At 70.4% G+C, this 12,803-nt stretch carries 10 protein-coding genes and 1 pseudogene; 9 read left to right on the top strand and 2 right to left on the bottom strand.

What is annotated here, in order from left to right:
* The 4 genes from U9979_RS20770 to ligA form a co-directional block, all read left to right on the top strand.
* Positions 1–1,140 (top strand): cysteine desulfurase family protein (locus tag U9979_RS20770; RefSeq protein ID WP_322780685.1); only part of this gene is annotated, 1,140 nt, incomplete at its 5' end.
* Positions 1,141–1,145: 5 nt separating this feature from the next.
* Positions 1,146–2,246, top strand: coding sequence for a tRNA 2-thiouridine(34) synthase MnmA (mnmA, locus tag U9979_RS20765; protein WP_322751506.1), 1,101 nt, complete (start codon positions 1,146–1,148; stop codon positions 2,244–2,246).
* A 63-nt stretch (positions 2,247–2,309) separates the two neighbouring features.
* Complete coding sequence (locus tag U9979_RS20760; RefSeq protein WP_322753881.1) at positions 2,310–3,350, top strand: methionine synthase; 1,041 nt, start codon at positions 2,310–2,312, stop codon at positions 3,348–3,350.
* The gene (gene ligA, locus U9979_RS20755) at positions 3,347–5,533 is read left to right on the top strand and encodes an NAD-dependent DNA ligase LigA (protein WP_322780684.1); all 2,187 of its coding nucleotides are present in this window, start codon (positions 3,347–3,349) and stop codon (positions 5,531–5,533) included. The genes U9979_RS20760 and ligA overlap by 4 nt, the downstream gene beginning before the upstream one ends.
* Before the next feature lie 29 nt (positions 5,534–5,562).
* On the opposite strand, the gene U9979_RS20750 is transcribed toward ligA, so the two are convergent.
* Both U9979_RS20750 and U9979_RS20745 read right to left on the bottom strand, forming a co-directional pair.
* Positions 5,563–6,285, bottom strand: a complete 723-nt coding sequence (locus U9979_RS20750; protein ID WP_322751502.1) for an ACT domain-containing protein — start codon at positions 6,283–6,285, stop codon at positions 5,563–5,565.
* Between the two features lie 116 nt (positions 6,286–6,401).
* Positions 6,402–8,048, bottom strand: a complete 1,647-nt coding sequence (locus U9979_RS20745) for a glutamate--tRNA ligase (protein ID WP_322780683.1) — start codon at positions 8,046–8,048, stop codon at positions 6,402–6,404.
* A 319-nt stretch (positions 8,049–8,367) separates the two neighbouring features.
* Between U9979_RS20745 and gatC the strand changes: the two genes are divergently transcribed.
* The 5 genes and pseudogenes from gatC to U9979_RS20720 all read left to right on the top strand — a co-directional run.
* Positions 8,368–8,664, top strand: coding sequence for an Asp-tRNA(Asn)/Glu-tRNA(Gln) amidotransferase subunit GatC (gene gatC, locus U9979_RS20740; RefSeq protein ID WP_322752035.1), 297 nt, complete (start codon positions 8,368–8,370; stop codon positions 8,662–8,664).
* 11 nt (positions 8,665–8,675) lie between these two features.
* A complete protein-coding gene (gene gatA, locus U9979_RS20735) occupies positions 8,676–10,163 on the top strand; it encodes an Asp-tRNA(Asn)/Glu-tRNA(Gln) amidotransferase subunit GatA (RefSeq protein ID WP_322780682.1) in 1,488 nt (495 codons plus the stop codon).
* Between the two features lie 111 nt (positions 10,164–10,274).
* On the top strand, positions 10,275–10,622 hold the full coding sequence (locus U9979_RS20730) for a hypothetical protein (protein WP_322780681.1): 348 nt from the start codon (positions 10,275–10,277) through the stop codon (positions 10,620–10,622).
* A 14-nt stretch (positions 10,623–10,636) separates the two neighbouring features.
* Positions 10,637–12,136, top strand: a complete 1,500-nt coding sequence (gene gatB, locus U9979_RS20725; RefSeq protein ID WP_322780686.1) for an Asp-tRNA(Asn)/Glu-tRNA(Gln) amidotransferase subunit GatB — start codon at positions 10,637–10,639, stop codon at positions 12,134–12,136.
* Positions 12,137–12,469: 333 nt separating this feature from the next.
* Positions 12,470–12,803, top strand: a pseudogene (locus U9979_RS20720) (penicillin-binding protein); the annotation flags it as partial.

Genomic DNA, 12,803 nt, shown 5'->3' with positions numbered 1-12,803 from the left:
TATACCGCGGCGCTCGCTGAGGCCGGGAACGCGTCGTCGCTGCACGCCAGCGGCCGTCGTGCGCGCAGAGTAGTTGAAGAGTCGCGCGAGGCGCTCGCCGCGGCACTGCGCGCCCGTCCGTCCGAGGTCGTCTTCACCGCTGGGGGGACCGAAAGCGACAACCTGGCCATCAAAGGTCTGTACTGGGCGCGGCGGGCGGCCGCGCCGCGCCGGCACCGGGTACTGGTCAGCGCGATCGAGCACCGGGCCATCCTCGACGCCGTGTTCTGGCTGGCCGAGGCGCAGGACGCCCAGGTCGAGCTGTTGCCCGTGGACGCCACCGGGATGGTGCACCCCGACGTCCTCGCCGCGGCGATCGCCCGTGATCCCGACAGCGTCGCGCTGGTCAGCGTCATGTGGGCGAACAACGAGGTCGGCACGGTGTCGCCGATCGCGGAGCTTGCAGCGGTTGCGCACGGCTACGGGATCGCGTTCCACACCGACGCCGTCCAGGCGGTCGGGTCGATCCCGGTGTCGTTCGAGGACAGCGGTGCGGACGCGCTGACGGTCAGCGCCCACAAGCTCGGCGGCCCGATCGGCATGGGCGCGCTGCTGGTGCGCCGGGGTCTGGCCCTGGCACCGTTGACCCACGGCGGTGGGCAGGAACGCGATGTACGGTCGGGAACACTCGACACGCCGGGAGTCGCGGCGTTCGCCGCGGCCGCGACCACGGCGGTCAGCGAACGGCCCGCCGAAGCGGAGCGCCTCGCAGCCCTGCGTGACGATCTGGTCGCACGGGTGCTCGCCGCGGTACCGGATGCGGTGGTGAACGGAGCGCCCCCGGGCCCGGGGCTCCTCCCCGGGATCGCTCATCTGACCTTTCCCGGCTGCGAGGGCGACTCACTGTTGCTGCTGCTCGACGCGCACGGGATCGAGTGCTCGACCGGTTCGGCCTGCTCGGCCGGGGTCGCCCGACCGTCACACGTTCTGCTGGCCATGGGCGTGGACGAGGCCGGCGCCCGCGGTTCGCTGCGCTTCTCCCTGGGACGCACCTCCGAGCGTGCCGATGTGGACGCCCTGGTGCGGGTGATCATGCCGGTGGTGGGTAGGGCGCGCCGCGCCGGAGCGCTGTCCGGCCTGTCCGGACGATCTGGGGGGTGAGCGGAATGCGGGTACTCGCGGCCATGTCCGGCGGGGTCGACTCGGCGGTCGCGGCCGCCCGTGCGGTCGACGCCGGCCACGATGTCACGGGCGTGCACCTGGCGCTGGCGAAATCCCCGGAATCACACCGGACCGGCGCTCGTGGCTGCTGCACCGTCGAGGACGCCCGCGACGCCCGCCGCGCCGCCGACGTCCTGCGCATCCCCTTCTACGTGTGGGACCTGGCCGACCGGTTCGAACAGGACGTCATCGACGAGTTCGTGACCGCCTACGAGGCCGGTCGGACGCCGAACCCGTGTGTGCGGTGCAACGAGCGGATCAAATTCGCGGCGGTTCTGGACCGGGCGTTGGCGCTGGGTTTTGACGCGGTGGTCACCGGGCATCACGCCCAGCTGTCCGGCGCGGTACTGCGCCGCTCGGTGGATCCGGACAAGGACCAGTCCTACGTACTGGGGACGCTGCGCCCCGAGCAGCTCGCGCATGCGATCTTCCCGTTGGGGGACACGACGAAGACCGAGGTCCGGGCCGAGGCCGCTCGACGCGGTCTCGCGGTTGCGGACAAGCCCGACAGTCACGACATCTGCTTCATTGCCGACGGTGACACCGGCCGGTGGCTGCGTGAACGGCTGGGATCGCGGCCAGGGCCGGTGGTGGACGCCGTCACCGGCGAGACCGTGGGGGAGCACGACGGGGCGTTCGCCTTCACCATCGGGCAGCGTCGGGGTCTGCGCCTGGGCCGGCCCGCGCCCGACGGCAAGCCGCGGTACGTCCTCGACATCGCGCCCGTCACCGCCACGGTGACGGTCGGCCCGGCCGAGGCACTCGACGTCCACAGCCTCGTCGCAGACCCGGTGGTCTGGCCGTACGAGGGTCCGGTGGTGTGCACGGCCCAGGTCCGCGCACACGGGCGGGCGGTCCCGGCCACGGCGCAGGCCGTCGGGGACGAGCTGCACGTGCGGTTGGACGAACCGGTCCGCGGTACCGCGCCCGGCCAGGCCGTCGTCCTCTACGACGGTGATCGGGTCCTGGGCGGGGGTCATATCCGCCGATTGGGTGCCGGCGAGTCCGGTTCCGGCCCGCGCGGTGCCGGCCGGCCTGGTTTCTGATCCTTCGCATCCGGGAAGTTTCGATCATGATTTGGATGATCACATGACGATGACCATGACCTCATGACACAGTCAGCTGCTACCCCCGTCAGCACCCGGCTGTGGGAGCCCGGGGCGGCGACCGGGGTCGGGTCGTTGCCGGGGACGGACCCGGTCGAGGCATGCCGGCTGGTCTTCGACGAGCTTGGCGACCTGCCGCACCTGCCTGAGCTGCCGGACCGCGGCGCCGGCGCCGACATGATCGGGCGTGCCGCGGGTCTGCTCGCGGACATGCCGGTCGACCTGCAGCCGTCCGGGTGGCGGTTGGTGCCGCGTCCCGGCATCGACCTGCGTCGCACCCGTGATCTGATGGCTCGCGACCTCGACGCGCTCGGCGAGGTCGCCGCCGGCTACACCGGACCGTTCAAGGTTGCCGTCACCGGACCCTGGACGCTCGCCGCCACCGTCGAGTTGCAGCGGGGGCACAAGGCCCTCAAGGACGCCGGGGCCGCCCGGGACATCGCCGAGGCCCTCGCGGAGGGCATCGCCCGCCACCTCGGGCAGATCGCGAGCGTCCTGCCCGGTGCTCGCCTGATCGTCCAGCTCGACGAGCCGGGTCTGCCGGCGGTGCTCGCCGGTCAGGTCCGTACGCCCAGCGGATTCGGGGCGCTGCCGGCGGTCGAGGAGGGTGTTGCCACCGAGCGGCTGCGCAACCTGCTCGCCGGTGTCCTGCTCGCCGGCGTCGCGGTGCCGGCCGGGGTGCACTGCTGCACGGCATCGCCCCCGGTCGGGCTGGTGCGGCAGGCCGGTGCGGCCTTCGTGAGCGTGGACGCGACCCTGCTCACCCCCGCCGATGACGACATGATCGGCGAGGCGGTCGAGGCGGGGGTCGCGCTGATGCTCGGCGTGGTGCCGGCGCGGGACACCGAACTGTCCGACGTCGGCCGTACCGTCGAGCCGGTCCGGTCGATGTGGCGCCGGCTGGGGTTCTCGTCCGAGCAGCTTCGGGAGGTGGTCGCGGTGACGCCGACCTGCGGTCTCGCGGGTGCGACACCCGCCTACGCACGGGTGGCGCTGCGACGCTGCCGAGAGGCGGGGCGGGCGCTGGCCGACGATTCGACATGAGTGCGCCCGCTGCGCCGAGTCCGGACGCGACCGGGACGGCCCCCGGCCCGGATCCCGGCCCGGATGCCGGCCCGGATGCCGATCCGGTTGTCGATGACGTCGGCTCGCTTGTCGAGGAGCTGCCCGCACAGGTACGGGTGCGCGCCGCGCAGCTGGCCCTCGAGCTGGACGAGCACGCCTACCGCTACTACGTGCTGGACTCACCGACCGTCTCCGATGCTGAATACGACCAGCTCATGGGTGAGCTGGCGGAGATCGAGACCCGTCACCCGCAGCTGCGCACCCCGGACTCGCCGACCCAGAAGGTCGCCGGCTCCTTCACGACGCTGTTCACGCCGGTCGAGCATCTGGAACGGATGCTCTCGCTGGACAACGTCTTCACCGATGCCGAGCTTGAGGCCTGGGCACTGCGGGCGACCCGGGACACCGACGTCGAGGCCTGGCTGTGCGAGCTGAAGATCGACGGGCTGGCGGTCGACCTGGTCTATGAGGACGGCTGTCTGGTCCGGGCGGCCACCCGCGGCGACGGGCGGGTCGGCGAGGACGTCACCCCGAACATCCGCACCCTCTCGGCGGTGCCGACCCGCCTGCGTGGGCCGGGTATCCCAGCGCTGCTGGAGGTCCGGGGCGAGGTTTTCTTCCCCACGGCGGCGTTCGCCGAGCTCAACGCCACCCTGGTCGCGGCGGGCGAGAAGCCGTTCGCCAATCCGCGCAACGCCGCCGCCGGCTCGCTGCGGCAGAAGGATCCCCGGGTCAGCGCCAAGCGTCCGTTGTCCATGACCGTCCACGGGCTCGGTACCCACCAGGGTCTTGACGTCGAGGCACAGTCCGCGGCATACAGCCGGCTGGCCGAACTCGGCCTGCCCGTCTCCCATCACCACGAGGTGGTGGGCAGTGTCGCCGAGGTCGAGGCGTTCGTCCGTCGGTGGGGGGAGCACCGTCACGACGTCGAGCACGAGATCGACGGAGTGGTGGTGAAGGTCGACGCGTTCGGGTTGCAACGCCGGCTCGGCGCCACCTCGAAGTCGCCACGCTGGGCGGTGGCCTACAAGTATCCGCCGGAGGAGGTGACCACCAAGCTGCTCGACATCGAGGTCAACGTGGGCCGCACGGGCCGGGTCACCCCGTTCGGCCGCCTCGAGCCGGTCAAGGTCGCGGGCTCGACGGTCGGGCTCGCCACCCTGCACAACGCCGACCAGGTCGAGCGCAAAGGGGTGCTGATCGGCGACACCGTCGTGGTCCGCAAGGCCGGCGATGTGATCCCGGAGATCGTCGGTCCGGTTGCCGACCTTCGGGACGGTTCCGAACGCGCCTTTGTCATGCCCACCCGTTGCCCGGAGTGCGACACCGAACTGGTGCGACCCACCGACGAGGTCGACATCCGCTGCCCGAACGCGGTGTCCTGCCCCGCGCAGCTACGAGAGTCGATCTTTCATTTCGCCTCCCGGGGCGCGTTGGACATCGACGGGCTCGGTTATGAGACCGCGATCGCCCTGCTGGATGCCGGCCGCGTGCATGACGTGGGCGATGTCTTCCACCTGAGCCCCGAGTCGTTCGACGGACTGCGCGGATTCGGCCAGAAGAAGATCGATCAGATTCTGCGTGGGGTGGAGCAGGCTCGGGGTCGACCGCTCTGGCGGCTGCTGGTCGGCCTGTCCATCCGCCATGTCGGGCCGAGCGCGGCGCGGGCGCTGGCACGGGAGATGCAGTCGGTGGACGCGCTCGCCGCCGCATCCACCGAAACTCTCGCTGCCGTCGACGGTGTCGGCCAGACCATCGCCGCGGCCGTGGCGGACTGGTTCGCTGATCCCCGTCACCGCGAGATCCTCGAACGGATCCGCTCCGGTGGGGCACGCCTGGCCGACGTCGGCGCGGACGACGGGCCGGGTCCGCTGCGCGGTGTCACCGTTGTGATCACGGGGACTCTCACCGACTGGAGCCGCGACTCCGCCGCCGAGGCGGTCCAGGCACGCGGTGGCAAGGTCACCGGCTCGGTGAGCAAGAAGACGACCTTTGTTGTCGTCGGTGCCGACCCCGGGGCCGGCAAGTACGACAAGGCGCGGGCACTGAAACTCCCGATCCTCGACGAGGCCGGGTTCACCGTGCTGCTCGACGCCGGGCCGCAGGCCGCCGGCGCGCACGCCCGTCCCGCCCAACCGGCCGACGACGATCCGGGCGGGTGATCGCCAGCTGGTGACGCCGACTCGGCTCGTCAACCCGTTCCCTGCGCGGCGAGCGAGACATCCCTGTTGTGCGCGATCGTCGCGGCGATGCCGGCGAGATGCGCGAGACGCAGCACCTCCGACGCCCGGAACGCCGGGCCGCCCGGCCGTCCGATCAGAACCGCCCGGTCCGGACCTCCCACCGGCGCGACCGCCAGCTCCATGTCGAGCGCGGTCCAGCGCGGAGGCAGCCAGCCCGCGTGGCGGTCCAGCCGCTGCGCGCGGTCCAGCGGCAGCCACAACAGCGTGGATCGCACCCGCTCCGGGACGGCGAGGTCGCCGCCACCGAGATCCGGGGCGCCCACGGAGGTCTCCACAACCCGCAGATCGTCGGGCCCGACCCGTTCCAGCAGCACGGCCCAGTCGGCATGGAACACCGCCCCGACGAACTCGGTCATGACGGCCAGCGCCTCGTCGGGCCGGGAGGTCATGGCTTCGACGAGGTCCAGGTCATGTTGAATGCCGGCACCGCCGGACAGGTACGGGCGCAGGGATTCCACGCTCACCCCGGGCACGGACTGCACCGCGGTCAGGACGGTGTCGACGAGCCCGTACGGCGGGAGCGCGACGACGATGTCGTCCACGGCGCCGTTCGGGCCGCGTTCGACGACGTCCAGGCTGACGATGTCGATGGCAGCCTGGCCCAGCGCGGTCGCGACCGCGCCCAGGGCGCCGGGGCGGTCCGGCAGGACGAGGCGAAGCAGATACGACATGTGGCCAAGAATGCAGTTTGGAGGTGTCGGTGCTGTAGCGCAAAAATCACAGGCAGGTATCGTTGCTGGTCACCGTCCTGGCGTCGATCGTTGCTGTGAGCAGGGCCGCTGCCCGTTCAGCTGGGGCCGAGAACGGCGCCGATCCGCTTGCGCACCTCGGTCTCGCCCAGCGCACCCGCGACCAAGTGGAGGGCAGGGCTGCGGGTGGAGCCGGTGAGCAGCACGCGGACCACCTGGGACGCCTCCCGGATTGATCCGACGTAGGAGCCGGGGTCGCTCTTGTACTCCTTGACGCTTGCCGCGAAGTCGTTGTCCCTGGCCGTCACGCGGATCTGGTCGAACCAGCCGTCCGAGTCGGAAAGGTCCTGGTAGACACGCAGCAGATCCGTGCACAGCCGCCGCACCACATCGGGTGCGAGGCCGCCGAGCCTGCTGTCCCCGGGATCGGTCACCGGCTCGAACAGGGCGGTGAAGAAGTAGCCGTAGATCGGCCGGAAATCCGACCACTTGCGCAGGTCCTTGCGCGGGTTGTCCACGCCTGTCCGCTCGATGTCCAGGGCCCGCACGGCGAGGTCCTGCTCGGCGCGGACAGCCTGCGCCAGTTCGGTGTCGTGGGTGTCCGCCCACGTCAGCACCTCGTCCAGGACATCTCGGCTCGGCAGAGTCGCGACGTAGTCCGCCGCGATGTCCTCCAGTTTCACCAGATCCACCAGCGCGCCGGACACGCCGCACTCGGCCAGACCCAGTGGGGCGGTCAGCGCTTCGGTCAGCGCCATCTCCGCCAACCGCCCGTTGATCAGACCGCGGAGGTAATAGAGCACACTCGGCGCCGGGTAGCCCGCTTTGATATAAAATTCGACGGACGCCTCGGGATCCTTGCGCTTGGACAGTTTCCGCTTTCCCGAGCCGTCCACCTTCAGCAGCGGTGCGATGTGCGCGTACGGAATGCGCTCGAAACCCGCCGCGTCGAACAGTTGCAGGTGCACCGGGACCGAGGACAGCCACTCGTCGCCTCGAATCACATGAGTGACCCGCATCAGATGGTCGTCCACGACGTGCGCGAAATGATAGGTCGGCAACCGCAGCAGGCTGTCGGAACTCTTCAGAATGACGATGTCGTTGCGGTTCGCGTCCGCCTCCAGGCGGCCGCGCACCAGGTCGGTGAAGGTGATCCTGCCCGGCTCGCCCGGCGACCGGAACCGCACGACGTAAGGCTGTCCGGCGGCCAGCCGCTCGCGTACCTGTTCGTCGGCGGCATCGCGCCAGGTCGCCCAGCGGCCGTAGTAGCCGGTGGGCACCTTCTTGGCGCGCTGTTCCTCGGTGGCCGTACCCAGCTCCTCCTTCGTGGCGAAGCACAGATATGCCTTGCCTGCGCGGAGAAACTCGCGTATGTAGGTCAGGTAGATCCGGGCCCGGTCCGACTGCGTGTAGGGGCCGTAGGCGCCGGTCTGGTCGGACTCGTCCGAATTGACGCCGAAGTAACCGAAGGCCGCGTCGAACTGTGCGGTCGCGCCCTCCACAGTTCGCGCCTGATCAGTGTCCTCGATCCGGATGAAGTAGGCGCCGCCGGACTGCCGTGCGAGGTCCTTGTCCAGGATCGCCACATAGACCCCGCCGAGGTGGGCGAAGCCCGTTGGGCTCGGGCAGAAACGGGTGACCATCGCGCCCGGCGTCAGGTTCCTCGGCGGGTACCGCTCCTCCCAGTGCTCCGGGCCGGGTAGGTCGGCCGGATACAGCGCGTCAATCTCATCGCGGTCAAGCATTGCAGTGGGTACCTCCACGGGCGCTGGACAGTTCTGAAACCGCGGTGATCACCGTCGCCAGGCGGTCCCGTGGTGGGCACTACCCGCAGGCCCGTCTGCGATGCTAGCGGGCACCGGGTCCCCCCCGGTGGAGGGCGTGTCAGGCATGCGGCGCGGTTTCTCCAAGGTGGTGGGGGCCGCCAGGCCAGGGGGTGCCCCTGCGCGCCGGCCCGTACGATGACCACAGCGTCATCCGCGAGTCGGCAGGCACGGGACTCGGCAGTCAGCAGACACAGACGTGGCCGCAAGGTCACCGGGAAGTCAGAGGGTCGTAACCGGTATGGCGATTACCAGGGACGAGGTCGCCCATCTTGCCCGCCTGTCGCGGCTGGCCTTGTCCGACGAGGAGCTCGACACGCTCGCCCCTCAGCTCGACGTGATCATCGGTGCGGTCGCCCGGGTCGCGGAGGTAGCTGCGGGTGACATCCCGCCGACGACCCATGCCGTCCCGCTGACGAACGTCTTCCGGGCTGACATCACCCGCACGTCGCTGTCGCAGGCTGACGCGCTCGCCGGCGCGCCCGCCGTCGAAGGCGGCCGTTTCCGGGTGCCGCGCATCCTCGACCTGGACGAGTGAGGGTACCTTCCGTGACCGACGTCATCCGTTTCTCCGCCGCCCGAACCGCCGCCGCGATCGCCGCAGGTGAGCTCAGCGCCCTGGAGGCGACTCAGGCCGCGCTCGACCGGATCGCGAAGGTCGACGATCGGATCAACGCGTTCCTGCACGTCGACGTCGACGGTGCCGTTGCCGCGGCTCGCGACGTCGACCGGCGCCGGGCCGGGGGGGAGCGCCTGGGACCGCTCGCGGGCGTCCCGCTGGCGCTCAAGGACGTACTCACTGCCCGCGGCATGCCGACGACCTGTGGTAGTCGAATGCTCGAGGGTTGGAAGCCGCCGTACGACGCGACAGTGGTGTCGAAGTTGCGGGCCGCCGGCGTGGTGATCATCGGCAAGGTCAACATGGACGAGTTCGCGATGGGGTCGTCCACGGAGAACTCCGCCTACGGGCCGACCCGCAACCCGTGGGACACCGATCGCATCCCCGGCGGTAGCAGCGGTGGCAGCGCAGCCGCCGTGGCCGCCTTCGAGACGCCGATCTCGATCGGGACCGACACCGGCGGCTCGATCCGCCAGCCCGCGGCCGTGTGCGGGCTGGTCGGGGTCAAGCCGACCTACGGTGGGGTGAGCCGCTACGGCCTCGTCGCGTTCTCGAGCTCGCTGGACCAGGCCGGGCCGCTGGCCCGCACGGTGACCGACGCGGCTCTGCTACATGCCGCCATCGCCGGTCACGACCCGCTGGACACGACCAGCATCGAGTTGCCGGTACCCGGCGTGGTGGCCGCCGCCGCCAGCCGTGATCTGCGCGGCGTGCGGATCGGCGTAGTCCGGGAGCTGTCCGGGGACGGCTACGACATCGGGGTGCGGGCGCGCTTCTCCGACGCTCTTGAGGTGCTGGTCGGTCTGGGCGCCGAGGTCGTCGAGGTCAGCTGCCCGCACTTCACCTACGCGCTGCCCGCCTACTATCTGATCGCGCCGAGCGAGTGCTCGTCCAACCTGGCCCGCTTCGACGCGATGCGGTTCGGCCTGCGGATCGGTGACGACGGCGAGGCCGGAGCCGAGGAGGTCATGACCCGCACCCGCGGTGCCGGCTTCGGGGCCGAGGTCAAGCGTCGGATCATCCTGGGGACCTACGCATTGTCGTCGGGTTACTACGACGCCTACTACGGTCAGGCGCAGAAGGTCCGAACGCTGATCAGCCAGGACTTTGCCGCGGCCTACGAACGGGTCGACGTGCTGGTCTCACCCACCACGCCCACCGTCGCGTTCCGGCTGGGCGAGAAGATCAACGATCCGGTGGCGATGTACCTGTCCGACCTGTGCACGATCCCGTCGAACCTGGCCGGCGGGCCGGCGATGAGCCTGCCGATCGGCCTGGCCGACGGGCTTCCGGTCGGTTTTCAGATCATGGCGCCGACCTTCGCGGACGACCGGCTCTACCAGGTCGGCGGCGCGTTGGAGGCAGCTCTCGACGCCGCCCGCGGCCATCCCTTCCTCGACGACGCCCCGGCCCTGTAGGGGCCGGAATGCGCGACGGCGGCCCGTTCCCCGTCCGGGCGGCCCCGGCGAGACTCGGAGGGACACTGGGCCTGATGAGTTGTGAGATGTGCGGAACGAGGGGAGACGTTGATGGTTGCGCTACGTAGCAGGCGGGCGGATCGGGCGCCGCTGGTGGCGGTCTGGGTACTGGGCTTGGCCGTGCTCGGGGTGGGCATCGCAGCGGTCTCGCCGATTTTGATCATCTGGGGCGTGCTCGGCGTCGCCGGATCCGCCTTCGCCACCAGGATCCACCTGCGTGACACCGGCCTCCACCGGCCGCGCGAGGACACCGAGACCTCGACCCCGACCGAGACCTCGACCGAGACCTCGACCCCGACCCAGGTCGGCTCGTCCGGTCCATCAGATTCATCGAGCGTGTCAGATTCGCCAGGCTCGTCAGGTCGGGCGGACCCGGTTGAACAGGAGCACCTGCGTTGACATCCCCGGCCAGCGTGGCGGTCACGACCCCCACCTTCGACGACGCCGTCGCCCGCTACGAGCCGGTGATCGGGCTGGAGACACACGTCGAGCTCGGCACCGCCTCGAAGATGTTCTGCGGCTGCTCCACGGTGTTCGGCGCGGAGCCCAACACCCAGGTGTGCCCGACCTGCCTGGGGCTGCCCGGATCGCTGCCGGTGGTCAACGAGGCCGCCGTGCGGTTCGCCATGATGATCGGCCTTGCGCTGAACTGCTCGATCTCGTCCTGGTGCCGATTCGCGCGTAAGAACTACTTCTACCCGGACATGCCGAAGAACTTCCAGATCAGCCAGTACGACGAGCCGCTGTGTGAGAACGGCTGGCTGGACGTGGAGGTTGACGGGAAGATCCATCGGGTCGGCATCACCCGCGTCCACATGGAGGAGGACACCGGCAAGTCCCTGCATGTCGGTGGGGCCACCGGGCGCATCCACGGGGCCACGCACTCGCTGGTCGACTACAACCGGGCCGGGATCCCGCTCGTCGAGATCGTCACCGAGCCGGACGTCCGCTCACCGGAGGTCGCCCGCGCCTACGTCGACGAGCTGCGTGAGCTGTGCCGGGCGCTCACCGTCTCCGACGTCCGCATGGAACAGGGTTCGCTGCGTTGCGACGCCAACGTCTCGTTGCGGCGGCGTCCGGCGCCCGGCGAGCCGGTGGCACCCTACGGCACCCGCTCGGAGACCAAGAATCTCAACTCGCTGCGGTCGGTGGAGCGGGCCGTCCGGTACGAGATCGTCCGGCAGGCGGGTCGCCTGGACGCGGGCCTTCGGATCGTCCAGGAGACCAGGCACTTCGACGAGGCGTCCGGTACGACGTCGACCGGCCGATCCAAGGAGGAGGCGACCGACTACCGGTACTTCCCCGAGCCCGACCTGACACCGCTGGCGCTGACCCACGAGTACGTCGACGCGGTCCGGGCGACCATTCCGGAGCTGCCGGCGCAGCGGCGCGCCCGCCTTGCCGTCGACCACGGCATCTCGCCTAGCGACATCGTGAAGATGCGTAATGCGGGTGTTCTCGACCTGGTCGAGGAGACCATCTCGGCGGGCGCGCCGGCCGAGGCGGCCCGCAAGTGGTGGCTGAACGAGCTCGCACGCCGGGCCGCCGACGCGGGTGTACCACCGACGGGCCTCGCGATCGGGCCGGTGGATGTCGCCCGCATCGCGGCGCTGGTCGCGGCGGGTGAGCTCACCGACGCCCTCGCCCGTAAGGTCATCGACGGCGTTCTCGCCGGCGAGGGCGCACCGGACGAGGTGGTGGCCAGCCGCGGCCTGAAGCTGGTGTCGGACGACGGTGCACTTTCGCAGGCGGTGGACGCGGCCATCGCCGCCCAGCCCGCCATCGCGGACAAGGTCCGGGGCGGCAAGCTGAACGCGGTCGGCCCGCTGGTCGGCGCCGTCATGAAGGCCATGAAGGGTCAGGCCGATGCGAACGCCACCCGCACGCTCCTGCTGGAGCGCCTGAAGGAGTAGGTGGAATCTGTCGATCTGGTGACATTTCCCACCTACGCCTGGCGACCATCGGTGTTGGTCATAGGTGGAAATGGTTACCAGGGCGGCGATTTTCACCTACCGCTCGAACGGTACGCGACGGTAATGCCATATTTTTGTGATAGCCCTCGGCGTGTCGTGGGACTGGACGTGTGTGGCCGTCCGTAGACTTGGTCGCGCCCCCGGAGGGGGACCGGAGCAGGACGCTGGTGATCCCTCCGGATGCACGATCATGTTTTAGCGCGCCGGAGGCCTCGTGGTCGCCAAGGATCATGGCGCGCCCGGTCACCGTTTCCGGGAGGAGTGCGCGCCAAGGTGCCTCTCACCCCCAGTGGGTTCACCGCCTCGACCTCGCGGCGACGCGGGCGAAGCCGGACCCGAATGCTCGTCGTGGTGGTGGTCGTCCTTGTGCTGGTGGCCGCGGCCGCTGTCGGGTACGTCCTGAAAACCCGCGCCGATGCGCGTGCCGCGGACCGGGCGGCGACGACCGCCGCGCAGGCCTACCTTTCCGGCTGGCAGAGCCTGGGTTCACCGGGCGACGCGGGCGGCGACGCCAGCGCTGTCGCAGCCGCGCAGGAGCGGGGTAAGGCCGGCGTGACGGCCGTGAGCGTGCCGGGGACGATCGCGGTCGACCAGCTCGTGGCGACGA

Origin of the sequence: Protofrankia sp. Cas4, from assembly GCF_963555915.1 — a bacterium.
GTDB lineage: Bacteria > Actinomycetota > Actinomycetes > Frankiales > Frankiaceae > Protofrankia.
The sequence above is the reverse complement of the archived record's forward strand: the minus strand, read 5'-3'. Positions and strand labels throughout refer to the sequence as shown.